This window comes from Mycolicibacterium vulneris (assembly GCF_002104765.1).
Lineage (GTDB): Bacteria > Actinomycetota > Actinomycetes > Mycobacteriales > Mycobacteriaceae > Mycobacterium > Mycobacterium vulneris.
On the sequence record NZ_NCXM01000015.1, the window covers coordinates 16,081 to 42,673 of the forward strand.

Here is a 26,593-nt window from a genome sequence, read left to right on the forward strand (position 1 = left end):
AGCGGGTGAGGACCACCCACACTCGCCTGATCGCGCGGTGCTCACTGTTCGCCGCGATGTGTTTGGTTGCACCGCAATGGTTTTCCAGCGTCGCGCACGCCGATCCGGCGGCGCCGGCGCCCGAGCCCGTGCTGCCGCCGCTGGCGCCCGGTCAGGTGTTGCGAATCGGTCCCACCGCGGGAACCGGCACGCCGACCGGCGACTACGGCATCGGCGCGACCGACCTCTGTGAGTTCGTCGAGTTTCCCGCCGAGTTGCTCCAGGTGTGCGGCGACAGCTTCGCCGGCCAGGGGGTCGGCTTCGGCGGTTGGTACGCGCCGGTCGCGTTGCGCGTCGATACTTCGTCCGTCGACGACCCCGGCGGGGTGCGCTACACCGGGGTCACCGGCATCAGCAATCCGTTGCTGGCCGACCCCGCCCCGCCGGGGGCCTCGCAGCTGCCCGCCGGGGTGGTGGAGATCAACCGGCGCAATTATCTGTTGGTGACGACGACCAAGAACCTCGAGCCGCAGACCTCGCGCCTGGTGAGCGCCGAGCCGGCGCGTGCGGGCTGGCAGACGATCCCGGGATCCCGCCGGCCCGCGTCGTATCAGGGCGGCTCGCAGACGCAGATCAGCGGCTATTACGACCCGATCCCCACCCCTGATTCGCCCAGCGGGTGGGTGTACATCGTCGCCGACAGTTTCACCCGCAGGGACCCGGTGCTCCTGTACCGGGCCACCCCGCAGACGTTTACCGACCGGTCGCGGTGGCAGGGCTGGGCGACCGGTCCGGGCGGGGGCTGGGGCAAGCCGCCGACGCCGCTGTGGCCGGACGCGGTGGGCGAGCTGTGCATTCGGCAGATCGACGGTAAGGCGGTGCTGTCCTATTTCAACGCCGTCACCGGCAACATGGAGGTCCGGGTGGCCAACGACCCGACGGGCCTGGGCGACGCACCGGTCACCACGGTGGTGCAACACGACGAGTGGCCGGATCCGGCGGAGAGCCTGCCGCCGCCCTACGACAATCGGCTCGCGCAACCGTACGGCGGCTACATCTCGCCCGGCTCCACGCTGGATGAGCTGCGAATCTTCGTGAGTCAGTGGGACACTCGCGCGCGGGTGGCCGCGCCGTACCGGGTGATCCAGTTCGCGGTCAACCCGTTCCGGCCCGAGTAGGGGCCAGGGGTCCGAGGCCCGTTCGCGGGCGGCTGATCGTCCGGTGATCACCGGAGCTTTGCCAGGCCGATATACCCTCTGAGCGGGGGCTTTAGTTCACAGCTGCTACATAAGTAGCGCATAGCCGCCACTACTGTTAACGGCTTCATCATTTGTCTCATGAGTGAAACATCTGAAACCCCCACTGTGCGGCACTCCACCGCCACTGCACCGGTCGCCGCCGAAGCGGCAGCGGCCTACCGGGCCCCGCGGGTCTTCCAACTCGCCGCGTGGGTCGCCATCGTCGCCGGGATCGTGTTCATCGTCGCGGTCATCTTCTTCACCGGCTTCATCCTCGGGCACCGCGGCGGCCATCACGGCCACCACCACCACAAGCACCACCACGCGATGGTTCACCACCGCGGTCCTGGTGGCCCCGGCAGCTTCGGTGGCCCGGGCGCACCGGGTGGCCAGGGCGGTCAGAACGGTCCGGGAGCCACCTCCGCTCCTCCGGCTACCTCGGGCGTGCGTCCCAGTGGCATGGCCCCGGGTCAGCTCCCGGCGTCGGTCTTCCACTCCGCGGCCACCGCGCACGGCGCACCGGGACAGGCCCCGAGCGTCATCGTGCTGACCAACTGAAAAATCGTTGTCAACCAGTGGCCCGGCGCTCCACGTGAGCGCCGGGCCACCTTCTGTTGCGATCACCGAGGTCTAACCACCGCGTCTCGATTCACCACAATTTTGTCGCCCAGACCTGTTAGGGACCAGGTATCCGGGGCAATATGGCAAGGCATGAGCGAGACACCCGAACCACCAGTTGAGCCAACCACTGAGTCAACACCGGCCGCGCCCGTGACCGCGCCACCCCCGCCACCCCCGCACCGGGTGCAGCCGCCACGGCTGTATACGGCGGCGGCCTGGGTGGTGATCGTCGCGGGCATCGTCTTCATCCTCTCCTCGGTGTTCTTCGTCGGCGCCTTCATCTGGAAGCACCAGCACCACTGCCACTATCACCACAGCGTGTTCCATCCGGGCGGCCCCGGCGGCCCCGGGCCGGGCAACGGACCGTGGGGCGGCCCCGGTGGGCCCGGGCCGGGCAACGGCCCCGGGCAATACGGACCCGGGCAATACGGACCCGGCGGCTACGGCCCGTGGTACGGCGGCCCGGGCGGACCCGACAACGGGCCATGGGGATACGGGCCGGGTGGCCCCGGCTTGATCGTTCCGATGCCCCCCGGCGGCCCGGGTGGTCCCGGCGGACCGGTCACTGGCCCGGGTGTCAGCGGGCCCGGGCAAGTTCCGGGCAGCAACCCGGCCCCCGCCCCCGCGCCGCGCCCCTGACGGCGCCGCACAAGTCACGCCTTAATCCTGCCCGGAATGGGTATCAACCCGTAGTGGGCGACCAACCGGAAGTCGCGCACTTTCTTGACAGGTCAAGATGAGGGGAATACTCGATTGCAGGCCGGAAGATCCGGGGCGCTCACTGCGGTACGGAAAATGCCTGATGCTCAGGCGATTCGGTACCGCGGTGTGCGACCTCGGGCACCGCGGCCTTCAGCCCGGTGACGAGGAGAGAGCGAAATGACTGAGCCTTTCACAACCAATGACGCCGGCATCGCTGCGCCGAGCGACGACCAGTCGCTGACGATCGGCCCGGACGGCCCGATTCTGTTGCAGGACCACTACCTGATCGAACAGATGGCGATGTTCAACCGGGAGCGCATCCCGGAGCGCCAGCCGCACGCCAAAGGCGGTGGCGCATATGGTCATTTCGAAGTGACCAATGACGTCAGCCAATACACCAGGGCCGCGGTGTTCCAGCCCGGCACCAAAACCGAGATGCTGGCAAGGTTTTCCACCGTCGCCGGCGAGCGGGGCAGCCCAGACACCTGGCGCGACCCGCGGGGCTTCGCGCTGAAGTTCTACACGAGCGAGGGCAATTTCGACTTGGTCGGCAACAACACCCCGGTCTTCTTCATGCGTGACCCGCTGAAGTTCCAGCACTTCATCCGGTCCCAGAAGCGCTTGCAGGCAAGCAATGTGCGTGACCACAACATGCAGTGGGACTTCTGGAGCCTATCCCCGGAATCGGCGCACCAGGTGACCTGGCTGATGGGCGACCGGGGAATCCCGAAGACCTGGCGGAACATGAACGGCTACAGCAGCCACACCTACAGCTGGATCAACGCGGCCGGCGAGATCTTCTGGGTGAAGTACCACTTCATCACCGATCAGGGCATCGAGTTCCTGACCCAGGAGGATGCCGACCGGTTGGCCGGCGAGGACGGCGACTACCACCAGCGGGACCTGTTCGAGTCGATCGAGCGCGGGGACTATCCGAGCTGGACGCTGAAGATGCAGATCATGCCGTACGAGGAAGCCAAGGACTACCGGTTCAACCCGTTCGATCTGACCAAGGTGTGGCCACACGGCGACTATCCGTTGATCGACGTCGGCAAGATGACGCTGAACCGCAACGTCACCGACTACCACGCCGAGATCGAGCAGGCCGCGTTCGAGCCGAACAACACGGTGCCCGGCACCGGGTTGAGCCCAGACAAGATGCTGCAGGCCCGTGGGTTCTCCTACTCCGATGCGCACCGCGCCAGGCTGGGGGCCAACTACCGGCAGATCCCGGTCAACGAGCCGAAGGTGGAGGTGAACAGCTACTCCAAGGACGGCGCCATGCGGATCAAGAACGTATCCGACCCCGTGTATGCGCCTAACTCCTACGGCGGCCCGCACGCCGACCCGGCGCGCGCTGCCGAGATCCGCTGGCACGCCGACGGCGACATGGTCCGCTCCGCGTACACGCTGCACGCCGAGGACGACGACTGGAGCCAGGCCGGCACGATGGTTCGCGAAGTCCTTGACGATGCCGCTCGGGATCGCTTGGCGCACAACATCATTGGTCACGTCTCCCAGGGCGTCAAGGAACCGGTGCTGTCGCGGGTGTTCGAGTACTGGCGCAACGTCGACCCCGATCTCGGCAAGAAGGTCGAGGAAGGCGTCCGGGGCAACGGGGGCTGACCGCGCGTCGGTGCGCCTGGCATGATCGCTGCATGACCAGGCGGGTTACGCAGGTTGCCCAGCTGCACGGGGCCGCGATGGCCATCGGCTTGGCTTTGGCGGGCGCGGCCGCAATTCCGGTCGCGGCCGCGCACCCGTCGGAGCCGGGCGTGGTGAACTACGCCGTCCTGGGCAAGGGGTCGGTCGGCAACATCGTCGGTGGCCCCATGGGTTGGGAGTCGGTATCCACGCAACCGGTCCAGGACGAATGGGTGGATCTCCCGGTCTGCAACAACTGGGCGGACATCGGGCTGCCCGAGGTGTACAACGATCCGGACCTGGCGTCGTTCAACAGTGCCGTCACCCAGACGTCGGCCACCGATCAGACCCACTTCGTCAAGCAGGCGGTCGGGGTGTTTGCCACCAACGACGCCGCCGACCGGGCGTACCACCGGGTGGTCGACCGGACCGTGGGCTGCTCGGGACAGACCACCGCGGTCCACTTGGACAACGGCGCCACGCAGGTGTGGTCGTTCGACGGGGGGCCGGCCGGCCCGGCCGACGAGAATTGGACGAAGCAGGAGGCGGGCACCGAGCGGCGGTGTTTCGATCAAACCAGGCTGCGCGAAAACGTGTTGTTGCAGGCGAAAGTGTGCCAATCGGGCAACGCCGGGCCCGCGGTCAACGTGCTAGCTGGGGCGATGCAGAACGCGCTGGGTCAATAGTCGGGCGATTGGGTAACCGTCTTTCCCGAGCACCCCAAGAGCGGAGAAGGGAATATGTCGGGGGCGTCTGATAGATGAAGCACTAGACGAAGTACTGCCGATTATCGTTCGATTAGCTGCGCAGGGAAGCGGTCCGCAGGTGCATGTCAGGCTTGCCCGGGCCCGAAGGGATCGTGATATGACGTTCGCGCCGATCACTGACGCGGCTTCGCAGTCGGAGTCGCGCGTGGCCGGTGTCGAACCCGCCCCCGAGCTCAACATCGCCGAGCTGGCCGACTCCGCGGCCGTCGCGCAATACATCGCCGAGGGATGTCTGGTGGACGCCCCGCTGGGCCGCGTCGGCCTGGAGTTGGAAGCCCACTGCCACGACCCGGCCGACCCGCACCGCAGACCGAGCTGGAGCGAGATCGCCGATGTGCTGGACGCGCTTCCCGCGCTGCCGGGCGGCAGCAGGATCACCGTGGAACCGGGCGGCGCCGTTGAACTGTCCGGGCCGCCGGCCGACGGCGTGGTGCCGGCCATCGAGGCCATGCGCCGCGACCAGGCCGTGCTCCAGTCGGCGTTTGCTGCGGCCGGGCTGGGCCTGGTCTTCCTCGGTGCCGACCCGCTGCGCCCCCCGAAGCGCATCAACCCCGGCGCCCGGTACCGCGCCATGGAACAGTTCTTCGCGACCAGCCACTCCGGGGAGGCTGGCGCGGCGATGATGACGTCCACCGCATCGATTCAGGTCAATCTGGACGCCGGGCCGCGCGACGGCTGGGCGGCGCGGGTACGCCTTGCACATGCGTTGGGGCCCACCATGATCGCGATCACCGCCAACTCGCCGATGCTGGACGGTGACTTCACCGGCTGGGTGTCGAGCAGGCAGCGGGTGTGGGGCCGGATGGACTCGGCGCGCTGCGGACCCATCCTGGGCGCCAGCGGCGACGACCCGGGCACCGACTGGGCGCGATATGCGCTCAAGGCCCCGGTGATGCTGGTGCACAACCCCGACGCCGAGGCCGTCACGCATTGGGTGCCCTTTGCCGACTGGGTCGATGGCCGCGTGTTGCTCGGGGACCGTCGCCCCAGCGTCGCCGACCTGGAATACCACCTGACCACGCTGTTCCCGCCGGTACGGCCCAGGCAGTGGCTGGAGATCCGCTATCTGGACAGCGTGCCCGACGCGGTGTGGCCCGCCGTCGCGTTCACCCTGACGGTCCTGCTCGACGACCCGGCCGCCGCCGACATCGCGGCCGAGGCCGTCGAGCCGGTGGCCACCGCCTGGGACACCGCGGCCCGGGTGGGGCTGCGGGACCGGCGGCTCTACGCGGCGGCCAACGCGTGCATGGCCATCGCCGTCGCGAAGGCGCCCGCCGAACTCGGCGATTCGATGGAGCGGCTGGTCCGCCTGGTCGACCAGGGCCGCTGCCCCGGCGACGATTTCTCCGACCAGGTGGTCGAGCACGGCTTGGCCCCCACGGTGGCGCGACTGGCGCAAGGGGGGCTGTGACGTCACGGGAGGGCTTGGCCGACGACCTGGCGCGGACGCGAACGCGCACGCTGCGGCTGGTCGAATTCGACGATGCCGAACTCTGCCGGCAGTACCACCCGCTGATGAGCCCGCTGGTGTGGGACCTGGCGCACATCGGCCAGCAGGAGGAGCTGTGGCTGTTGCGCGGCGGTGACGCCGCGCGCCCCGGGATGCTGCCGCCGGCGGTCGAGGGACTCTACGACGCCTTCGTGCACTCCCGCGCCAGCCGGGTCGATCTGCCACTGCTGTCGCCGGACAAGGCGCGGGCCTACTGCCGGACCGTGCGCTCGGCCGTGCTCGACGCGCTCGACGCCTTGCCCGACGATCCCGCCGGCGACGAGGCCGCGTTCGTCTACGCGATGGTGGTCAGCCACGAAAACCAGCACGACGAAACGATGCTGCAGGCGCTGAATTTGCGCAGCGGTGCACCGCTTTTGCGGGATGCCTCCGTGCTGCCGGCCGGTCGAGCGGGGTTGGCCGGCATGTCGGTGCTGGTGCCCGGCGGCGAATTCGTGCTCGGCGTGGACGCCGCCGCCGAACCGTATTCGCTGGACAACGAGCGCCCGGCCCACGTCGTCGACCTGCCCGCGTTCCGGATCGGCCGGGTCCCGGTCACCAACGGCGAATGGCGCCGGTTCGTCGACGACGGCGGCTACGGCCAGCCGCGCTGGTGGTCGGAGCGCGGCTGGCAGCACCGCCAGGCCGCGGGCCTGACCGCGCCGCAGTTCTGGAGCTCCGACGGCGCGACCCGCACCCGATTCGGTCACGTCGAGGACATCCCGGCCGACGAACCCGTCCAGCACGTCAGCTATTTCGAGGCCGAGGCCTACGCGGCCTGGGCCGGGGCCCGGCTGCCCACCGAGATGGAATGGGAGAAGGCCTGCACCTGGGATCCGTCCACCAACACACGACGCCGGTATCCCTGGGGCGAGCGCAAACCGGACGAGGCGCTGGCCAACCTCGGTGGCGCCGCGTTGCGGCCGGCGCCCGTCGGCGCCTACCCGGGAGGCGCTTCGCCGTGCGGGGCCGAGCAGATGCTCGGCGAGATCTGGGAGTGGACCTCCTCCCCGCTGCGACCCTGGCCGGGCTTCGTCCCGATGCTCTACGAGCGGTATTCGCAGCCCTTCTTCGACGGCGATTACCGGGTGTTGCGCGGCGGCTCGTGGGCCGTGGAGCCGGGCATCATGCGCCCGAGTTTCCGCAACTGGGATCACCCCTACCGGCGCCAGATCTTCTCCGGCGTCCGGTTGGCGTGGGACGTCCCCGACGCCGGGGCTCGCGCCTGATGTGCCGGCACCTGGGCTGGCTGGGAACTGATGTCACGGTTTCCTCGCTGGTGCTCGACCCGCCGTTCGGGCTGCGGGTGCAGTCCTATGCGCCGCGCCGCCAAAAACATTGCCTGCTCAACGCGGACGGTTGGGGCGTCGGATTTTTCGACACGTCGTCAGGCTCCCCGCAGGACGGGTTGCCCCGCCGCTGGCGCAGCCAGGCGCCGCTGTGGGGCGACGTGTCGTTCGATTCCATCGCTCCCGCGCTGCGCAGCCACTGCGTGGTGGCGGCGGTACGCTCGGCCACCGTCGGCATGCCGATCGAGGCCAGCGCGTGCGCGCCGTTCACCGACGGACGGTGGTTGTTGTCGCACAACGGAATCGTCGACCGGGCCGTGTTGCCGACGACGGCGCGCGCCGAATCGGTGTGTGACAGCGCGATACTGGCGGCCACGATCTTCGAGCGCGGCGTCGACGCGCTGGGGGAGACCATCGAAGAGGTCGCCGCGGCCGATCCGAACGCCCGGCTGAACATATTGGTCGCCAACGGCTCTCGCATGCTGGCGACGGCCTGGGGCGACACGCTGTCCATTCTGCGGCGCCCGGACGGAGTGGTCCTGGCCAGCGAGCCCTACGACAACGACTCCGACTGGGAGGACGTGCCGGACCGCCACCTTGTCGAAGTCACCGCGAACGGTGTCACGATGACGCCGCTGGATCAGTCGAGAGGATCTTGATGACGCTGTCGCTGTCGAACCACCTGGCCGCCGACTCGGCGTACCACGCGTTGCGCCGCGACGTCCTGTACGGCCTGCAGAAGACACCAAAGACATTGCCGCCCAAATGGTTCTACGACTCCGTGGGCAGCGACCTGTTCGACCAGATCACCAGGCTGCCCGAGTACTATCCGACGCGCGCCGAGGCCGAGATCTTGCGGGCTCGGGCGGCCGAAGTCGCGTCGGCCAGCGAGGCCGACACTCTGGTGGAACTGGGCAGCGGGACATCGGAAAAGACGCGCGTGTTGCTCGACGCGCTGCGGGCGCGGGGCGCGCTGCGCAGGTTCGTCCCGTTCGATGTCGACGCCAGCATCCTGTCCACCGCCGCCGCGGCCATCCAGCAGGAATACGAGGGCATCGAAATCAAGGCCGTCTGCGGCGATTTCGAAGAGCACCTGACCGAGATACCCGACGGCGGGCGCCGGCTGTTCGTGTTCCTGGGGTCGACGATCGGCAACCTCACGCCCGGACCGCGCGCGGAATTCCTTGCGGCACTGTCCGCGCAGATGCGGCCCGGCGACAGCCTGCTGCTGGGCACGGACCTGGTCAAGGACACCGAGCGGCTGGTGCGCGCCTATGACGACGCCGCCGGGGTGACGGCGGCGTTCAACCGCAATGTGCTCGCGGTGGTGAACCGGGAGCTCGACGCCGACTTCGACGTCGACGCCTACCGGCATGTGGCCCGGTGGAACGCGGCGGAAGGACGCATCGAGATGTGGCTGCGGTCCGACCGGCGCCAGCGGGTGCGGGTCGGTGCGCTCGAGCTGACCGTCGACTTCGACGCCGGCGAGGAGATGCTCACCGAGGTGTCGTGTAAGTTCCACTCCGACATGGTGACTGGTGAATTGGCCACCGCGGGGTTGCGCCGCACCCGGTGGTGGACCGACGAGGCGGGCGACTTCGGGTTGTCGTTGGCCGTGAAGTGACCGGCGCCACCGCGCTGGCCGATCAATGGCGGTCAGCCCGCCCGCCGATGGCCGGGCTGCACCTCGACAACGCGGCCTGTTCGCGGCAGAGCCTGGCGGTGATCGAGGCCGCCGCGCAGCACGCCCGCAATGAGTCCGAGCTCGGTGGCTATGTCGCGGCGGAGGCGGCCACACCGGTGCTCGACGCCGGACGCGTCGCGTTCGCCGCGCTGACCGGAATGGCCGGTGCCGAGGTGGTTTTCACCACCGGCTCGCTGAACGCCCTGGATCTGCTGCTGGGCAGCTGGCCAGCGGAGCGCCGAACGGTGGCTTGCCTGCCCGGCGAATACGGGCCCAACCTGGCCCTGCTGGCCGCACACGGATTCGGCCGGCAGCTGCTGCCGAGCATGGAAGACGGCCGAGTCGCGCTGGACGACGCGGCGCTGGCCCTGCAAACCGATCCGCCCGACCTGGTGCATCTGACCGCGGTTGCCAGCCATTGCGGTGTGGTGCAACCGGTTTCGATGGTCGCTCAGCTCTGCCGGGAGTTGGGGCTGCCGCTGGTCGTCGACGCGGCCCAGGCGCTGGGCCAGGTGGACTGCGCGGTGGGCGCCGACGTGACCTATTCCTCGTCGCGCAAGTGGATCGCTGGACCGCGCGGTGTCGGGATGCTCGGGGTGCGCCGCGAGCTGATGGGAAGACTGCGCCCACGCCTCGCCGCGCCGGACTGGGCGCGCAAAAACGGCTCGCCGACGGTGGCCGAACAGCTGGAATTCGGCGAAGCGAATGTCGCCGCGCGGGTGGGATTTTCGCTGGCGCTGGGCGAGCATCTGGCGTACGGGCCGCAGGCGATGCGTGCGCGCCTGGCCGAGGTGGGCAGCCTGAGCCGCACGGTGCTGGCCGATGTGGCCGGTTGGACGGTGGTCGAAGAGGTCGAAGAACCCAGTGCCATCACCACTTTGGCGCCGAACGACGGCGCCGACCCGCAGGCGGTGCGTGACTGGCTGCTCGCCGAGCGGCGGATCCTGACGACGTTCGCCGGCGTGCAGCGGGCGCCGCTGGAGCTCACGGAACCCGTGCTGCGGATCTCGCCGCACGTGGACACCACGGCCGACGACTTGGAGACGTTCGCCGAGGCGCTCATCGCCGCCACCGCGGCGACCGCGACCGGCTAGCCCGCTTTGTGCGCGGTCAGCAGGTAGGCCGGCATCTTCATCCGGCCCTTCTCGTCGCGGACGTGCTGCGGGCCGTCGGGTGTCGGCGGAATGTTGGCGTGGATGAAGGCCGGCCGGATCTCGTCGATCTCCCAGTACTTGCTCACCGCGTCGCGCAGCTCGCCCTCGTCGACTTCGTTGGGCTTGGTTTCCCATTCGTCGGGAAAGGCCCCCTTCGCGAAGACCAGCACGAAGTAGCCGGCCCCCGGCGCCGCCGCGCGGTGCACCGCGCTCAGGTAGCCGTCGCGGCCCTCGATCGGCAACGAGTGGAACAGCGTGCTGTCGGCCACGGTGGAGAACCGTCCGTCGTAGCCGGTGAACGACGTGATGTCCGCCTGCACGAAGGTGGCCGTGGTCAGGCCGCGGTCGGCCGCGGCCTTGGTGGCCGCCGCGACGGCGGTGGGGGTGAGGTCGATGCCGACCACGGTGTAGCCCTGGGCGGCCAGGGTCAACGACAGCTCGGCGACGCCGCAGCCGGCGTCCAGCACGTCGCTGCGGAACTTGCCGGCCGCGATCAGGGCGGCCAGTTCGGGCTGAGGCTCACCGATGTTCCACGGCGGCGGGCCCTCGAAATCGCCCTGCTCGCGATAAGCGCTGTCCCAGTCCATTACTTGATCAGGCATGGTGTTGAACCTACCCGCGGTCAGGACTCCCAGGTGTGTACCGGCTCGTTGGCGTGCATGTGCTCGCAGTACCGGCGCAGCATCTGGGCTAGCGCCGCCTGCCTGCTCATGCCGCCGTCCTGAAGGGCCCGCACGGTGGAAACCTGCCAGCTGGCGCCGTTGCGACCCGTTCGCGCCCGGCCCTCTATGACCCCGAGGAACCGGTTGCGGACATCGGCGTCGACGCCCCAGCGCTGCAACCCGTCGTCGGCGATCGGCAGCAGCGTGTCGAGCACCAGCTCGCGCGCCGTCACCTCGCCCAGCCCGGGCCAACGCAGCCGGGCGTCGATGCCGTCCAGCGCGGCCGCCAGGAAATTGGTTTCCGCCACACCGAAATCTAAGGCGGTCCACAACGGCTTGTCCGCTTCGGACAAGCCGCGCAGCATGCCGTAGAAGAAGGCCGAATTCGCCAGCATGTCGATGACGGTCGGCCCGGCCGGCAATACCCGGTTCTCCAGCCGTAGATGGGGGCGACCGTCGACCACGTCGTACACCGGACGATTCCACCGGTAGACGGTGCCGTTGTGCAGACGCAATTCGGCAAGGTGTGGGATGCGCCCGGCGGCCAGCTCGGCGACCGGGTCTTCGTCGGACACCTCGGGCAGCAGGAATTCGAAGTGGCGGATGTTCTCTTGGTACAAGTCGAGGACCGAGCTGATCCACTGTTCGCCGAACCACACCCGCGGCCGCACACCTTGGGATTTCAGCTCATCGGATCTGGTGTCGGTGGACTGCGCGAACAGCTCGATACGGGTTTCCGCCCACAGCCGGTGCCCGAAGAAGAACGGTGAGTTGGCGCCCAGCGCCAACTGCGGTCCGGCCACGATCTGCGCCGCGTTCCAGTTGTCGGCGAATGTCTCCGGATCCAGCTGCAGATGCAATTGCATGCTGGTGCAAGCGGATTCGGGTGCGATCGTCGAGGTGTGCCAGCTCAGCGGCTCGGGTCCGGAAATGTTGATGTGGATGTCTTCGCCGCGGGAGGTGAAGATCGATTCGTTGAGGGCGGCGTATCGCTTCGATTCGCTCATCCAGCCGTGGTCCACCAGGTGTTGGGACATCAGTGTGGGCAGGATGCCGATCATGACGATGTGGGCACCGCCTGCGGCGCCGGCTTTGTTCTCGGCCTCGTTCAGGCTGGCCCGCACCTCGGCCTCGAGATCCAGGCCGGTGTGCCCGGGCAGCGCGTGCGGCGGAACGTTGAATTCAATGTTGTAGGCGCCCAATTCGACCTGGTACGCCGGATCGCCGATGGCATCCAGCACGTGGCGATTGGACATCGCCGGCTGGTAGTCGGCGTCGACCAGGTTGCACTCGATCTCCATACCGGTGAGCGGCTGCGCGGAATCGAAGCTTGACTGGGCGAGCATCGTCTCGAAGGCGTCCAGACACAGCTGTATCTTGCGCCGGTATTCCCGTCGGTGTGCGCTGTCGTACGTGGTGCGCCTGACCTCTTCGCCCACACCGCAGATGCAACAGGGTTACCGCCCGTAACGCAAGCTCTCACGAGTCGCAGTTGTGGCCTCGCCCGCCCGGTGGGTAGACCATGATGGACTTTTGCCGCAAACGTGTCCGAGCTCACGGGTGGAGGAGAGCAGTTGGCCGAGTTCGCCGAATTCGTCGCCGCGATCGACCAGGGGACCACCAGCACTCGCTGCATGATCTTCGATCGCAAGGGTGCCGAAGTGGCACGCCATCAACTCGAGCACGAACAGATCCTGCCCCGGGCCGGCTGGGTGGAGCACGACCCGGTCGAGATCTGGGAGCGCACCTCCTCGTTGTTGACATCGGTGTTGAACCGGGCCAACCTGAGTACGAAAAACCTTGCTGCGCTCGGTATTACGAATCAGCGTGAGACAACTCTGGTGTGGAACCGCAAGACCGGTCGGCCCTATTACAACGCGATCGTCTGGCAGGACACCCGCACCGACCGGATCGCGTCGGCGCTGGAACGCGACGGTCGCGGCGAAATGATCCGGCGCAGGGCCGGCCTGCCTCCGGCCACCTACTTCTCCGGCGCCAAACTGCAATGGATCCTGGAGAACGTCGACGGGGTGCGCGCGGCCGCCGAAAACGGTGACGCCCTGTTCGGCACCGCCGACACCTGGGTGTTGTGGAACCTGACCGGAGGGCCGCGCGGCGGTGTACACGCCACCGACGTGACCAATGCCAGCCGGACCATGCTGATGAACCTGGAGACCCTGGACTGGGATGACGAGCTGTTGTCGATCTTCTCCATCCCTCGCGCGATGTTGCCGAAGATCGGGCCGTCGTCGTCGCCGCAGCCCTATGGCGTGACGTCGGAGACCGGGCCGGCCGGCGGCGAGGTACCGATCACCGGGATGCTCGGCGACCAGCACGCGGCGATGGTGGGCCAGGTGTGTCTGTCCGAGGGGGAAGCCAAAAACACCTACGGCACCGGAAACTTCCTGCTGCTCAACACCGGTGAGACCATCGTGCGGTCAAACAACGGGCTGCTGACCACCGTCTGCTATCAGTTCGGGGACGCCAAGCCCGTGTACGCGCTCGAGGGTTCGATCGCGGTGACCGGCGCGGCCGTGCAGTGGCTGCGCGATCAGCTGGGCATCATCAGCGGTGCCGCGCAAAGCGAATCGCTGGCACGCCAGGTCGACGACAACGGCGGAGTCTATTTCGTTCCTGCGTTTTCCGGATTGTTCGCACCATACTGGCGGTCCGATGCGCGCGGCGCGATCGTCGGCCTGTCCCGGTTCAACACCAACGCGCATCTCGCGCGCGCAACGCTCGAGGCGATCTGCTATCAGAGTCGCGACGTGGTGGACGCCATGGCGGCGGATTCCGGTGTGCACCTTGAGGTGCTGAAGGTCGACGGCGGTATTACCGGTAACGACCTGTGCATGCAGATCCAGGCTGACGTGCTGGGCGTCGACGTCGTGCGTCCGGTGGTCGCCGAGACGACCGCGCTGGGCGCCGCCTACGCGGCCGGTCTGGCGGTGGGGTTCTGGGCCGATCCGGCCGACCTGCGCGCCAATTGGCAAGAGGGCAAGCGCTGGGCGCCGGCCTGGACCGACGAGCAGCGCGCCGCGGGTTATGCGGGGTGGCGCAAGGCCGTGCGGCGGACCCTGGATTGGGTCTCCGTAACCTGAGGGTCACGTGACGTCACCCGATCCAGGGCCCGCCGGAAGCACTCAGTCTTCGCCGAGAATGCCGTAGATCTCACGCCGCGCATTGTTGAGGATGTCGACGATGCGCTGCTGCTGTTCGGCCGAAGCGGTGTGGGCGGACTGCCCGACCGCGCCGAACAATTGGCCAACGGCCGCCCGCAGACTCATGTGACCCGGGTCGGCGCCTTCGGAGATCTCGTCCCACGGGGGGGTCTCGATCTTCTCGGCCGCCGCGCGGCCCTGTTCGGTCAGCTCGAAAAGCTTCTTGCTGCCGTCGGCTTCGCGCGCGGTGATCAGGCCCTCGTCGTCGAGCAGCTGCAGTGTCGGGTACACCGAACCGGGACTCGGCTTCCACAGTCCGTTGCTGCGTTCGGCGATCTGCTGGATCATCTCGTAGCCGTGCATCGGGCGCTCGGCCAGCAGTGTCAGGATGGCCGCTCGCACGTCGCCGCGCTTGCCGCGACCCGGGCCGCCGCGGCGCCATCCGCCGCGCCGGCCACCGGGGCCGAAGCCGAAGCCCGGGCCGAAGCCGGGACCGAAGCCCGGACCGAAGCCGGGACCGAAGCCCGGGCCGAATCCGAGCGGGCCTTCGTGGCCACCGGCTTGATCGCGCAGATGTTCGCGGAAGTCCCGTCGGGCCTGGCGCCGTGCCTCGTGCAGGGCGCGCCGGTCAACCGGGCCGGAGCCGAAGCCGAATCCGAAACCGGGCCGACCGGCGAATGGTCCTTCGGGGGGAGTGAATGGGTTGCTCATTTTTCTGTCCTTACGTTTATGGGTCGCGCACCGACAGTGCGTTTCGAAACATCACGATATATCGGGAACTAACGTGATGCAACGGGATATGTTGAAATATCGCAATGAACTGCCGCTGACCTGGGCAAATCGGGTGATGCCCGTGCGTGGCTGCGCGGTTTGCATGCACCAGACGACGGGTAGGAACTAGTGAGATGAACGCTGACTACCTGAAGGTCGAGGGCGGTAGCGCGGGCGCGGCCGCATTCCGGCGACCCGACGGTGCCCGGCGCCGCAACAGCTGGACGTGGATCAACTGGGGGCTGGCGCTGGCGACGGTGCCCGCGGCCGCGCTCGTGATGCTCTTCGCGCTCGGTGCCGTAATGAGCACCGACGGCTGCAGCGACCGCAGCTGTCCCAACCTGGGCCACGGCGGGATCGATTTCGGCTCCGCGTTCTACGGTGCGCCCGCGGTCGCCGTGGTCGTCATCATCATCTCGTTTTTCACCGCGAAACGACGCGGCGGCATCGCGGTTCCGCTGTGCGGATGGGCGCTGCTGATCATCGACGTCGCCCTCATGGCGGCGAGTGTGGCCGGCTAGTGCGGCACTGAGAAACCTTCCGGCGTACCGGGGTCTCCCGGACCGGGACCATCCGATCGCGGGCCAGGCCATCCGACGGATTGTTGTGGCGGTGGCGGCACCGCACCAGGCGGCGGGCTGGTCCAGCCCGGGCGGCCCGGGTATGCGCCGCCGGGCGGTGGCCACGGCGTCGGCCCCATCGGTCCTGGCGCCGGCATGACCGGGCGCAACCGGGCCAGTTCGCGGCGGTGCCGCTCGGCGAGGACGGCCGCGAGAACGAGCTCCGGTGGGGCGCCGGGCGGTGGCGGCGGCGCGATGCGGGCCACCACGTCACCGGCGATTCGGTACCCCATCTGCAGGCGCAGCTGACGGTCGAGCTGCGTTGCCCTGGAAAGGAATTGGCGTGCCACCTCGGCCTGCCCGGCCGACAGGCCGGATAGCTGCAACGAGGACGCCCACCATGCCAAGGAGGGCGGCATCATGGGCGGTGGCCCGAGCCGGGGTCCCCGTTCGTTGACCACAACCGTGCCGGCGAAGATGTCGCCGATCCGTTTGGCCTTCGGAGACAGGATGCTGCAGATGACGGCGGGACTACCGAACAGCATCCAGATCTCCACCAGCGCCGCCAGGGCCCGAAACAGCGCCTGGCGGAAGCGTTCTGGGCCGCCATCGTCGGACACCACACGCAGGCCCATCGCGATCTTGCCGACCGAGCGTCCCCGCGTTGCCGTTTCGAGAACCAAGGGGTAGCCGACAATTACCAGAACCGTAAATATCAGCAGGATCGCGTTCGTCAGTGCGGTATCGAATTGAGTCAGGGTGGCCGCCCACAACATCAGGCCGAGCAGGTAGCCGATGACCATGACCACGATATCGATCAGCGCGCTGAGCGTCCGCACCGGCAGCTGGGCGATCTGCACATCGAGCACCACAGCGTCCCCGGTCACCACCTCCGACATAACTTCGAACGGTACAGGCTGGGTGCGTGTGGCCGGCCGCACCTTGTCATGCCGGCGGTGCGATTAGGCTGCCGAGGGTGGATGTCGATGCATTCGTGCTGGCCCATCGCCCGACCTGGGACCGCCTCGACCGATTGATCGGGCGGCGCCGGTCGCTGTCCGGCGCGGAAATCGACGAACTCGTCGAGCTTTACCAGCGGGTCTCCACCCACCTGTCGATGCTGCGCTCGGCGTCGTCGGATTCCGTGCTGGTCGGCCGGCTCTCGAGCCTGATCGCACGGGCCCGTTCGGCGGTGACCGGTGCCCACGCGCCGCTGAGCAGTGCGTTCACCCGGTTCTGGACGGTGTCGTTCCCGGTCGTGGCCTACCGCACCTGGCGGTGGTGGCTGGCCACCGCGGCGGCGTTCTTCGCAGTGGTCGTCATCGTTGCGCTCTGGGTCGCCGGCAGCCCGGATGTGCAGTCCTCGCTCGGAACCCCCAGCGACATCCAGCAATTGGTCAACCACGATGTCGAGTCGTACTACAGCGAGCATCCCGCCGCGGCGTTCGCGCTGCAAATCTGGGTGAACAACTCCTGGGTTTCCGCGCAATGCATCGCCCTGTCCGTGGTGCTGGGCGTGCCGATTCCCTTTGTGCTGTTTCAGAATGCCGCCAACCTGGGTGTCATCGCCGGCCTGATGTTCCCGGCCGGCAAGGGCGCCCTACTGCTGGGTTTGCTTGTCCCGCACGGGCTATTGGAGCTCACGGCGGTATTCCTCTCGGGCGCAACGGGAATGCGGCTGGGCTGGTCGGTGATCTCGCCCGGAGACCGGCCCCGCGGCCAGGTGCTGGCCGAACAGGGCCGCGCCGTCGTCTCGGTCGCCGTGGGTCTGGTTGCGGTGCTGCTGGTCTCGGGGTTGATCGAAGCGCTGGTGACCCCGTCGCCGTTGCCGACGTTCGTGCGGGTCGGCATCGGCGTCATCGCCGAGGTGGCGTTCTTGTCCTACATCGTCTACTTCGGCCGCCGCGGGGTGAAGGCCGGGGAAAGCGGCGACATGGCAGAGGCGCCGGACTTCGTTCCGACCCGCTGAGCGGGTGTCGCCGGCGGGCTACAGACGCCCGGTCGCCTTCATCGCCAGATAGTGATCGGCAAGGGCGGGTGCCAGTTCGGTGGGCGGGGCGTCGACGACCTCCACGCCGCTGCGGCGCAGCCGCGTGGCGATCGCGCCGCGGTCATTGCGAGATCGTTCGGCGGCCGCCGCGTCGTACACCGCCGCGGCATCCGAACGCCCGGCGGCCATTTGGTCGACGCGCGGATCGGAGACCGCCGCTACCAGCAGGTGATGCTTGGCCGACAGCTGCGGCAGCACGGGCAGCAGGCCCTCGTCGAGCGCAGCCGCGTTGAGGTCGGTCAGCAGCACCACCAGGGACCGCCGACGGGCGCGCAGCGCGATCGCGGAAGCCATTGCCCGCCAATCCGATTCGACGAGGGTAGGTTGCAGGGGCGCCATCGCGTCGACCAGCTGGGCAAGCACTTCGGTGCGCGAGGCGCCGAACACGCCGGCCCGGCTCACCCGGTCGTGAGCGAGGAAGTCGACATGGTCGCCGGCCCGCGACGCCAGGGCCGCCAGCAGCAGCGCGGCGTCCATCGACCAATCCAGCCGCGGCCAGCCCGCCGGATCGGACGCGGTCGGGTCGACACCGACCCGGCCTGCCGCCGTGCGGCCCGTGTCGAGCACGATCACCACCCGCCGGTCGCGTTCGGGCCGCCAGGTGCGCACCACCACGTCGGCGCGGCGCGCGGTGGCGCGCCAGTCGATCGAGCGCACGTCGTCGCCGACGACATACTCTCGCAGCGAGTCGAATTCGGTGCCCTGCCCGCGTACCAGCGTGGGCAGCAGGCCGTCGATCTCGCGGAGCTTGGCGAGCCGCGACGGCAGGTGCTTGCGGGCCAAAAACGGGGGCAGCACCCGCAGCTGCCCGGGCACCGGTCGCGAACCCTGCCGTCCCGCCAGCCCAAGCGGGCCGATCGATCGGGCGGTGACGACCGTCGCTCGCTGGTCGCCGCGGCGAACGGGCAGTAGCTGGGTTTGGACGTGCTGGACTTGCCCGGCGGGGATGTCGATGGGATGGATGCGCGGTCGCGCCTGGGCGCTGGGCGGCCAGGCGTCGCGGATCTGGCCGCGGAACCGGCGCGCGCCGTCGTTGTGGATCGACAGCCCGCACTCCACCTGCTGCCCGAGCCGCGCCGAGCGATCCGGGGAACGCACGTAGCGCAGTTTGGCCGTGCCGGCCGCCAGGACGATGTCGAAGACCACCGCGATTGCCAGCGCGGTCAGCAGGGCCGCGAAAGTGGTTGCCGGCCAAGGAGACAGCGCGATAGGCAGGACGCAGATCAGTGCGACCAGCCCGGTGCGTCCGGTCAGGACCACTAGCGGGGCACCGGAACCGACGCCAGGATCCCGTCGAGCACGCCGTCGGGCGTGGCCCCCTCGAGTTCGGCCTCGGGCCGCAGCATCAACCGGTGCCGCAGCGTCGGGCGGGCCATGGCCTTCACGTCGTCGGGCGTGACGTAGTTGCGACCGGACAGCCACGACCAGGAGCGCGCCGTGGCCAGCAGGGCGGTCGCCCCGCGGGGTGACACGCCCAGTTGCAGCGCAGGGGAGGAACGGGTGGCCCCGACGATGTCGACGATGTAGCCCAGCACCTCGTCGGCAACCAGCACGTTCTGCACGGCGTCGCGGCCGGCCGCCAGGTCGGAGGGTCCGGCCACCGGCTTGATCGCCGACAGATTGCGCGGGTCGAAGCCGTGCGCGTGCCGGTGCAGGATGGCGATCTCGGCATCGCGCGGCGGCAGCGTCACATTCAGTTTGAGCAGGAAGCGGTCCAGCTGGGCCTCGGGCAACTGGTAGGTGCCCTCGTACTCGACCGGATTCTGGGTCGCGGCCACGATGAACGGGTCGGGCAGCGGCTGCGGTTCGCCGTCGACGCTGACCTGACGCTCTTCCATAGCCTCGAGCAGCGCGGCCTGGGTCTTGGGTGGGGTCCGGTTGATCTCGTCCGCCAGGAGCAGATTGGTGAACACCGGGCCGGGCCGGAAGACGAACGCGGCGGTCCGCGCGTCGTACACCAGCGAACCCGTCACGTCGCCGGGCATCAGGTCGGGGGTGAACTGCACCCGCTTGAATTCCAGCTGCAGCGCCGCCGACAGCGCCCGGACCAGCAGCGTCTTCGCCACTCCCGGAACACCTTCCAGCAGCACGTGGCCGCGGCACAGCAGCGCGATCACCAGGCCGCTGACCACGCCCTCCTGTCCGACGACGGCTTTGGCGAGCTCGCCGCGCAACGCCAGCAGCGCCTCGCGCGCCGATTCAGCGGTGGGGGACTGAGCGGTAGTGGGTTGTGTCACGGGTGTGCGACCTGCCTTTCGATTTCGTCGAGCGCACGGGCAAGTTGTAACAGGTCGTTGTCGGTCGTCGGGGGCGGACCGAACAGATGGTAGGAGACGAACGCCGGATCGGCTCCGGCGCGCTGGGCCGCGGTGGTCACCACCGCCGCCGGCGAGGCGCCCGCACCCAGGCCGAGGCGCGGCAGCAGCCGCGCCACCGTGGCGGCGCGCAAAGCCGCGGCCGCGCGATCGCGAGCCCGTCGGGACCGGTACAGCCGCCCGCGGCCCTCCACGGTCTCCGATGCGCGCACCACCACGGGCAACTCCTCGGCCACCAGCGGTCCGGGCCGACGGCCCTTCCAGATCGCGACCAGCAGCACCACCAGCGCCAGTTGCCCGACGATCCAGATCACGTTGGGCGGAATCAGCTGGAAAAGCGTTGCCTTGGGCGAGGATTCACCCTCGATGCGATGGGGCGCGTACCAGATGAGCCGGGGCCGGTCGCCCGCGAGGTTCATCGCCAGCGCGGCGTTGCCCGCCTGCAGCAGACTGCCGTTGGTCATGAAGCCGGTGCTGCCGACGGCGGTGATGGTGCGCCCGTCGTCGCGGAAGCGGATCAGCGCGCCGTCGTAGCATCGGGTCATCGCGCGGCCGTCTTTGGACTGGTAGGTGTTGGTGGCCCCGAATCGGACGGACCCGGCCCGAACGGCCTCGCGCAGAGTGCAATTCGGGTCGAGGTCAAAGCCGCTGGCGCCGGAGACCCGCACCCCGGGCAGCAGCGCCTCGCGGGTCCGGGTGGTCGGTTCCACCAGCAGCAGATCCGAATGCACGTTGCCCAGCCGGTCCAGCAGCGTGTCGGTGAGGTATTGGCTCTGGGCCACCAGTATCAGCGCGTCCGGGCGCGCCGCGTGTTCGACGTCGGCGATGTTGTTGGCCACGACGACGTCGACTCCGGCACCGCGCAGCAACTCCACCAGCGCGTGGGCACCGTCGGAGCCGGTCGACGCGGGGTCCATGCGGGCCCCGGGTCGCGATGCGCTCAGGTATGCGTCGACGCCGGCGATCACGGCGAGCACCAGCAGGGTGACGAACACCCAGCGCCAGGTGCGTCGGCGGCGCGGCGTGGTTTCGGGACCGGCGTCGGTGGTCGTGGCCATCACCGCACCTGAGCCCATGACTCGGGCGCGGCGGGCCGGCCGGGCTCGAGCGGACCGCCCTGCCAGTGGGACCGCAAGTGGTCGTCCAGCTCGGTGATCATCTGGTAGGCGTCCTGGGTCCCGGGCTGTTCGCCATACGTGACGTCGTTAAAAGCCGTTGCCGCTTGGCTTAATTCGCCGGCCAGGTGGGGGAGCGCTGCACCCGCGTCGCGGGCAAGCTCGTTGGCGGTGCGACCGGGGGCCGGTGTCAGGACCCCGGTCTCTTCGAGCTGGCGGGCGACGGCGCGCAGCCGGTGACGAATCGCGGCGGCCCAATCACCCTCGACCGCATAGTTTCCCGCAGTTGCGCGGTGCTGGGCGGCGGTCAGTTGGGCGGCTTCGAACAGCGAGTAGTCGCCGCCGCGGCGGGTGCGCATGGTGCGCCGCAGAATGTAGATACCGACGATCATCGCGATGGCGAGCAGGATGAAAAGCACTGTGGCGGTGAGCCATCCGCCCGGCACCGAGGAAGTCTTCTGCAGCAGCCGGTAGATCAGGTCGTTGACCCAGTCGACGAAATGCTCCCGCGCGGAGCCCTTGGAATAGATCGGTTTGTTGAGCTCGTCCTGCGCGGCGCGATGTGCGGCATCGCGGTCGATGTCGATGGAAGGCATCCTTGAGCTAGTCCTCGCTCGGCCCTTACAGGGGCCGCGTCAGCCAGAGGTTGTCGGTGGACGCGGCCGCATATGGCCCCTGGGCGGCTCCGCTCTGCAGCACCAGGTCGAATGCCTCGGCGCGCATCCGGCGGTCGGCGTACAGCAGCACGATCACCCCCGCGTTGAACGGTGCGGTGATGATCTCGCCGATGGCCGCCCCGACCGAGAGAACCGCCGTGCTGACCAGGAACGCCGTGCCGGACGAGGTGATCTGGAAAAACTGGCCGACGATGCTGAACGGCACCGCCACGGCGTTGGCGACGACGGCCGTCACCAGGAACGCGAGCACCCGGATACCCAGCACTCGCCAGAATCCGTTGCGCACCAGCTTGAACGATCGGGTGATGGCGTCCATGACCGGCAGCCGCTCCAACACGATCAGCACCGGGGCGAACAGCACCACGGTGTAGAGGAACACCAGCAGCGCGACGACGACCAGCACCAGCGGAATGCCCAGGACCACGGCCGCCGCGGCGCTCCCGATCGCCGCCAACACCCCGATGATCACCGCGACCAGCCCGGCAAGCGCCGCGACCACGACGGCTTCCAGCAGGGCAAGGCCGAGCAGGGCCAGCAGTCGCCCGCGGATCTTGGCCCAGGTTTCGCCGATGGTGATGGGTGACCCGAACACCGCCCGCCCGACGATGACGGTGAGCATCCCGGACAGCAGCATGCCGCCCAGCCAGCCGACCAGGATGCCGCCGCCCACCGACACGGACCAGGCCCCCAGGACACCCGAGCTCAGTTGGCCGGGCTGATCGCTGGCGAGCTTGTCGGCCGCGGCCAGTGGCCCGAAGAAGGCGACCTTGGTGACGATCTGCATGATCACCACGACGATGGCGGTCAGGCCCAACGTCGCTTTCGGGTTCGCCCGGATGTAGCCGACCGCGCCGTTGAAGATGTCGCCGAGGGTCAGCGGCCGCAGCGGGATGATGCCGGGTTTGACGGCCCCGTAGCCCGGCGGTGTGCCGAAGGGTGGCGGCGATCCGTAGCCCGGCGCGGGCCCGTATCCGGATGGTGGCCCGTAGCCCGGCGGGGGTCCGTAGCCGGGCGGGGGTTGGTATGCGGGCGGCGGGCCGTACGCCGGTGGCGCGCCGTATGCCGGCGGCGGGCCGTAGCCCGGAGGGGGACCGTATTCAGGTTGTGGGCCGGATGCCGGTGGCGGGCCAGCCGGATAACCAGGCGGCGGCGCGCTCACCGAACCCCGCGGCCTTTACAGCCGGGCGCGTCGTTCGTCATGGGCTCTATCCTGTCGGCGGCCGGGGCATTTCACAACGTTGACCCCCCGCCCGGCGCGTAGCGTCTCAGATATGGCGGAACTCAAATCCCGGATCAGGACCGACCTGACCGCGGCGATGAAGGCCCAGGACAAGTTGCGAACGGCCACCCTGCGCATGCTGTTGGCTGCGATCCAAACCGAGGAAGTTTCCGGCAAGGTGGCCAAGGACCTCACCGATGAGGAAGTCATCAAGGTGCTGGCCAAAGAATCCCGCAAGCGGAGCGAATCCGCGGAGATCTATACCCAGAACGGGCGCGGAGAGCTCGCCGCCAACGAGCACGCCGAGGGGCGGATCATCGACGAGTACCTGCCCACCCCGCTCACCGAGGCCGAGGTGGCCGACGTCGCCGACACCGCGATCGCGCAGGTCGCCGAGGAAATCGGCGAGCGGCCGGGGATGAAACAGATGGGCATGGTGATGAAGGCCGCCACCGCGATCGCCGCCGGCAAGGCCGACGGTGCCCGCCTCTCGGCCGCCGTCAAAGACCGGCTGTAATCACCCGGGTTCCGTCGTCGCCGCGGCGCGTCACTCGCCGGGCATCGAGCTGCTCCAACAGCGGCACTGCCACCCGCCGGGTGGTGCCCAGTGCGCGGCGCGCCTCGCTGACGGTGAACGGTTGCGGCAGCGCCGCCAGCACGCCGGCGGCGCGGTCCAGGGCGTCGGGCCCCAGCACCACCCCGTCGGCGATCCGCGTCAGCCGCCCGGCCCGCACCGCCGCAGCCAGCTCGCGCGGGCCCAGCTTCAGCTCGGCCAGCTCGTCGGCCTCGGGCGCCCAAAACGGCTCGGCGGCCAGCCACTCCTCGACCGCGGACACGGCCTTATCCACCCGGGCCGGCAGGCCCGCCCCGGGCGGGCGGACCAACCCCTCGGCCACCTCCAGGCCCGCGCCGTCCAGCAACTTGGGCATCAGGTCGGCGGCGGGCAGCCCGACCTGTTGTCGCAGGGTCTCCAGCGGCATGCCCGCCGCGATGTCGTGATCGCCCGCCCAGCGCCGGACCGCCTCGGCCGCGTCCTCGCGCCGCGCTGCCCACCATCGCGGATCCACCACCCAGTCGCCCACCCGCTGCCCGCGCAGCGGCAGACCCATGGCGCGCAGGTCCGCGGCGCGCGCGACGGCGGGTGCGGCGACCTCGCCGGTGGCCAGTTCGTCGGCGCGCGCCCGCGCAGCGCCGCGCCGTCGCAGCCCGGGCGGGCGGACGTCGAGCACCTCGACGCCCGCCGCGATCCGGTGCTGTCCGGGGTCGCGGAGCAACCCGATGTCCCCCACGCGCAGCGGCAGGGGCCTGGCCAGCCGCAGCCGCGCCGCGGCGGCCCCTAGCCGGCGCACCTGCACCGGCACCGCCGCCGACCCGATGTGCAGCACGAGCTGGCGGTGCAGCGTGCCCGCCGACCGCAGGGCGACGTCGATCTCCGCGGTGTCCAACCAGGCCCCCGGCGTGCGCACGGTGTTCCCGCGGCCGATGTCGTGCCGGTCAACGCCGCGCAGATTCAGCGCCACCCGGGCCACCGCGCCGATCTCGGAGTGGTTGCGGCCCAACGATTGCAGCCCGCGGACGGTGACGCGCCGCCCGGCGTGCTCGAGCTCGTCGCCCACCCGCACCGTGCCGGCGGCCAGCGTGCCGGTGACCACGGTGCCCGCGCCCCGCACGGTGAAGCTGCGGTCCACCCACAGCCGTACGTCGGCGACAGGGTCCGGCGCGGGCAGCCGGTCGGTCAGCGCCACCAGTTCGGCGCGCACCCGGTCGAGGTCGGTGCCGATGGCCACGGGAACGCCGGCAAGTGATGTGGCGGCAAGCTTTTCGGACGCCTGCGCGACCGCCGGGCCCGGATCGGCGAGGTCGGCCTTGCTGATCACCAGCAGTCCGTGGCGGACCCCGAGCGCGTCGAGGGCAGCCAGGTGTTCCTCCGACTGCGGCATCCAGCCCTCGGTGGCCGCGACGACGAACACCACCGCGGGGACCGCACCGACGCCGGCCAGCATGTTGGCCACGAACCTTTCGTGGCCGGGCACGTCGACGAACGCGAGCTGGCGGCCGCCGAGCTCGGTCCACGCGAAACCCAGGTCGATGGTCAGGCCGCGCCGCCGCTCCTCGGCCAGCCGATCCGGCCACATGCCGGTAATCCGTTGCAGCAGAGTCGATTTGCCGTGGTCGACGTGTCCGGCGGTGGCTAGGACAAACACGCCCGTACCGCCGCGGCCAGCAGCTCGTCGTCCTCGGGCGACACCGTGCACAGGTCGAGAAGGCACCGGCCGCCTTCCAGGCGGCCCACGACGGGTGGGCTGCCGAGGCGCAGTGCGGCGGCGTAGGACTCGGGCAGGCTCACCGCGGCGCTCGGCAATTCCACGCCGGGCGCCCCGCCGCCGCCGACGGCCGCGACGCAGTCCACCGCCATGGCGCCGGGCATCCCGCCGGCCAGCGACTCGGCCCGGGCGCGCAACCGCTCGACGTCCGCGGCCAGCGCCTGCGCCACCGGCGGGGGCGGCCCCAGCAGCGTCGCCTCCAGCGCGGCCAGCGTCAGCTTGTCGACCCGCAGGGCGCGCGCCGCGGGATGGCGGCGGATCCGCTCGATCAGCTCGGCGCGGCCGAAGAGCAACCCGGCCTGCGGCCCGCCCAGCAGCTTGTCCCCGCTCGCGGTGACCAGGTCCGCGCCGTCGGCCAGCATCGACGTCGTGTCCGGCTCGTCGGGCAGCACCGGGTGCGGCGACAGCAGGCCGGAGCCGATGTCGACCACCAGCGGTACGCCGAGCCTGCGCAGTTCCGGCGCCAGCGTGGCGACGTCGACGGCCGAGGTGAAGCCGCTGACGTGGAAGTTGGACGGATGCACCTTCAGCACAAAACCGGTCTGCGGCCCTAGCGCCTCGGTGTAGTCGCGCAGGCTGGTGCGGTTGGTGGTGCCGACTTCGCGCAGCCGCGATCCGGTGGATTCCAGCAGCTCAGGGATGCGGAACCCGTCGCCGATTTCGACGAGCTCACCGCGGCTGAGCACGATCTCCTTGCCCGGGGCCAGCGCCATGGCGGTCAACAGCAGCGCGGCCGCGTTGTTGTTGACGATGTGCACGCCGCCGGCGGTCGGCACCGCACCCGCCAGCGCGGCCAGCGCACCCCGGCCGCGGCGCGCGCGCCGGCCCGTCGCCAGGTCGAACTCGACGTCGGTGGCACCGCCGGCGGCGACCACCGCGTCCAGCGCGGCCCGCGACAGCGGGGCGCGGCCCAGATTGGTGTGCACCACCACCCCGGTGGCGTTGATGACCGGTCGCAGGCTCGAGGCGGTGGCGGGAAGCGCGGCGACCGCGTGCTCGGCGACCTGCTCGGGTGCGATCTCGCCGGCGCGCGCCCGCCGCTGGGCCGCGGTGATCACCGACTTCACCAGGTCGCGGCCCAGCACCCGCTGCGCCGCGACCAGCCGCGGATCGGCGAGCAAGGTGTCGGTGCCGGGCACCCGTCGGCGTGGGTCGCTCATGTCGGGCTCGAA

25 protein-coding genes are annotated in these 26,593 nt (G+C 69.6%); 14 read left to right on the forward strand and 11 right to left on the reverse strand.

Features of this window, described 5'->3' with window-relative positions:
- Positions 1-5 precede the first annotated feature (5 nt).
- The 10 genes from B8W69_RS15665 (at position 6) to egtE (ending at position 10,507) form a co-directional block, all read left to right on the forward strand.
- A complete protein-coding gene (locus tag B8W69_RS15665) occupies positions 6-1,157 on the forward strand; it encodes a DUF4185 domain-containing protein (protein ID WP_181447413.1) in 1,152 nt (383 codons plus the stop codon).
- A gap of 186 nt (positions 1,158-1,343) precedes the next feature.
- Positions 1,344-1,775 carry a hypothetical protein gene (locus B8W69_RS15670; protein WP_181447417.1) on the forward strand — a complete coding sequence of 144 codons (432 nt, stop codon included), beginning with the start codon at positions 1,344-1,346 and terminating at the stop codon, positions 1,773-1,775.
- Between the two features lie 153 nt (positions 1,776-1,928).
- The gene (locus B8W69_RS15675) at positions 1,929-2,477 is read left to right on the forward strand and encodes a hypothetical protein (protein ID WP_085290702.1); all 549 of its coding nucleotides are present in this window, start codon (positions 1,929-1,931) and stop codon (positions 2,475-2,477) included.
- Between the two features lie 240 nt (positions 2,478-2,717).
- Positions 2,718-4,166 (forward strand): catalase, encoded by a 1,449-nt coding sequence (locus tag B8W69_RS15680; RefSeq protein ID WP_085290703.1) that lies wholly within the window; start codon positions 2,718-2,720, stop codon positions 4,164-4,166.
- A gap of 32 nt (positions 4,167-4,198) precedes the next feature.
- Entirely contained in the window at positions 4,199-4,870 is a 672-nt protein-coding gene (locus B8W69_RS15685) for a sensor domain-containing protein (protein WP_085290704.1), read from the forward strand.
- Between the two features lie 178 nt (positions 4,871-5,048).
- The gene (gene egtA, locus B8W69_RS15690) at positions 5,049-6,362 is read left to right on the forward strand and encodes an ergothioneine biosynthesis glutamate--cysteine ligase EgtA (RefSeq protein ID WP_085290705.1); all 1,314 of its coding nucleotides are present in this window, start codon (positions 5,049-5,051) and stop codon (positions 6,360-6,362) included.
- Complete coding sequence (gene egtB / locus B8W69_RS15695; RefSeq protein WP_085290706.1) at positions 6,359-7,669, forward strand: ergothioneine biosynthesis protein EgtB; 1,311 nt, start codon at positions 6,359-6,361, stop codon at positions 7,667-7,669. Before egtA ends, egtB begins: the two co-directional genes overlap by 4 nt.
- On the forward strand, positions 7,669-8,388 hold the full coding sequence (gene egtC, locus B8W69_RS15700) for an ergothioneine biosynthesis protein EgtC (protein ID WP_085290707.1): 720 nt from the start codon (positions 7,669-7,671) through the stop codon (positions 8,386-8,388). The genes egtB and egtC overlap by 1 nt, the downstream gene beginning before the upstream one ends.
- Positions 8,388-9,353, forward strand: coding sequence for an L-histidine N(alpha)-methyltransferase (egtD, locus tag B8W69_RS15705; protein ID WP_085290708.1), 966 nt, complete (start codon positions 8,388-8,390; stop codon positions 9,351-9,353). Before egtC ends, egtD begins: the two co-directional genes overlap by 1 nt.
- 47 nt (positions 9,354-9,400) lie before the next feature.
- Positions 9,401-10,507 carry an ergothioneine biosynthesis PLP-dependent enzyme EgtE gene (gene egtE, locus B8W69_RS15710; RefSeq protein WP_245843275.1) on the forward strand — a complete coding sequence of 369 codons (1,107 nt, stop codon included), beginning with the start codon at positions 9,401-9,403 and terminating at the stop codon, positions 10,505-10,507.
- Here the strand turns inward: egtE and B8W69_RS15715 are convergent.
- Positions 10,504-11,169, reverse strand: a complete 666-nt coding sequence (locus tag B8W69_RS15715; protein WP_085290710.1) for a class I SAM-dependent methyltransferase — start codon at positions 11,167-11,169, stop codon at positions 10,504-10,506. The two genes, egtE and B8W69_RS15715, sit on opposite strands and share 4 nt — an antisense overlap.
- Before the next feature lie 20 nt (positions 11,170-11,189).
- Positions 11,190-12,668, reverse strand: coding sequence for a glutamate-cysteine ligase family protein (locus B8W69_RS15720; protein WP_085290711.1), 1,479 nt, complete (start codon positions 12,666-12,668; stop codon positions 11,190-11,192).
- 135 nt (positions 12,669-12,803) lie between these two features.
- On the opposite strand from B8W69_RS15720, the gene glpK reads away from it, so the two are divergent.
- Complete coding sequence (glpK, locus tag B8W69_RS15725) at positions 12,804-14,330, forward strand: glycerol kinase GlpK (RefSeq protein ID WP_085290853.1); 1,527 nt, start codon at positions 12,804-12,806, stop codon at positions 14,328-14,330.
- Between the two features lie 42 nt (positions 14,331-14,372).
- Here glpK and B8W69_RS15730 read toward each other — a convergent pair whose 3' ends face one another.
- Positions 14,373-15,101: a PadR family transcriptional regulator gene (locus B8W69_RS15730; RefSeq protein ID WP_085290712.1), complete on the reverse strand. Its 729-nt coding sequence runs from the start codon at positions 15,099-15,101 to the stop codon at positions 14,373-14,375.
- A 194-nt stretch (positions 15,102-15,295) separates the two neighbouring features.
- Here B8W69_RS15730 and B8W69_RS15735 point away from each other — a divergent pair, with 194 nt between their 5' ends.
- Positions 15,296-15,682: a hypothetical protein gene (locus B8W69_RS15735; RefSeq protein ID WP_085290713.1), complete on the forward strand. Its 387-nt coding sequence runs from the start codon at positions 15,296-15,298 to the stop codon at positions 15,680-15,682.
- Here B8W69_RS15735 and B8W69_RS15740 read toward each other — a convergent pair.
- Positions 15,679-16,620 carry an RDD family protein gene (locus B8W69_RS15740; protein ID WP_085290714.1) on the reverse strand — a complete coding sequence of 314 codons (942 nt, stop codon included), beginning with the start codon at positions 16,618-16,620 and terminating at the stop codon, positions 15,679-15,681. The two genes, B8W69_RS15735 and B8W69_RS15740, sit on opposite strands and share 4 nt — an antisense overlap.
- Positions 16,621-16,697: 77 nt before the next feature.
- Here B8W69_RS15740 and B8W69_RS15745 point away from each other — a divergent pair, with 77 nt between their 5' ends.
- Entirely contained in the window at positions 16,698-17,690 is a 993-nt protein-coding gene (locus tag B8W69_RS15745; protein ID WP_085290715.1) for a stage II sporulation protein M, read from the forward strand.
- A gap of 18 nt (positions 17,691-17,708) precedes the next feature.
- Here the strand turns inward: B8W69_RS15745 and B8W69_RS15750 are convergent, their stop codons facing one another.
- From B8W69_RS15750 to B8W69_RS15770, 5 genes are read right to left on the reverse strand one after another with little or no spacing between them, the layout of a single operon-like run.
- Positions 17,709-19,031: a DUF58 domain-containing protein gene (locus B8W69_RS15750; RefSeq protein ID WP_085290716.1), complete on the reverse strand. Its 1,323-nt coding sequence runs from the start codon at positions 19,029-19,031 to the stop codon at positions 17,709-17,711.
- The gene (locus B8W69_RS15755) at positions 19,031-20,008 is read right to left on the reverse strand and encodes an AAA family ATPase (protein ID WP_085290717.1); all 978 of its coding nucleotides are present in this window, start codon (positions 20,006-20,008) and stop codon (positions 19,031-19,033) included. Before B8W69_RS15755 ends, B8W69_RS15750 begins: the two co-directional genes overlap by 1 nt.
- Complete coding sequence (locus B8W69_RS15760) at positions 20,005-21,144, reverse strand: DUF4350 domain-containing protein (RefSeq protein ID WP_085290854.1); 1,140 nt, start codon at positions 21,142-21,144, stop codon at positions 20,005-20,007. Before B8W69_RS15760 ends, B8W69_RS15755 begins: the two co-directional genes overlap by 4 nt.
- The gene (locus B8W69_RS15765) at positions 21,144-21,797 is read right to left on the reverse strand and encodes a DUF4129 domain-containing protein (RefSeq protein WP_085290718.1); all 654 of its coding nucleotides are present in this window, start codon (positions 21,795-21,797) and stop codon (positions 21,144-21,146) included. Before B8W69_RS15765 ends, B8W69_RS15760 begins: the two co-directional genes overlap by 1 nt.
- A gap of 25 nt (positions 21,798-21,822) precedes the next feature.
- On the reverse strand, positions 21,823-23,037 hold the full coding sequence (locus tag B8W69_RS15770; RefSeq protein ID WP_085290719.1) for a DUF7847 domain-containing protein: 1,215 nt from the start codon (positions 23,035-23,037) through the stop codon (positions 21,823-21,825).
- Positions 23,038-23,149: 112 nt separating this feature from the next.
- On the opposite strand from B8W69_RS15770, the gene B8W69_RS15775 reads away from it, so the two are divergent.
- Entirely contained in the window at positions 23,150-23,614 is a 465-nt protein-coding gene (locus tag B8W69_RS15775) for a GatB/YqeY domain-containing protein (protein ID WP_085290720.1), read from the forward strand.
- Here B8W69_RS15775 and B8W69_RS15780 read toward each other — a convergent pair.
- Positions 23,598-25,301: a selenocysteine-specific translation elongation factor gene (locus B8W69_RS15780; protein ID WP_085290721.1), complete on the reverse strand. Its 1,704-nt coding sequence runs from the start codon at positions 25,299-25,301 to the stop codon at positions 23,598-23,600. The two genes, B8W69_RS15775 and B8W69_RS15780, sit on opposite strands and share 17 nt — an antisense overlap.
- The gene (selA, locus tag B8W69_RS15785; protein WP_085290722.1) at positions 25,289-26,581 is read right to left on the reverse strand and encodes an L-seryl-tRNA(Sec) selenium transferase; all 1,293 of its coding nucleotides are present in this window, start codon (positions 26,579-26,581) and stop codon (positions 25,289-25,291) included. The genes B8W69_RS15780 and selA overlap by 13 nt, the downstream gene beginning before the upstream one ends.
- Positions 26,582-26,593 lie beyond the last annotated feature (12 nt).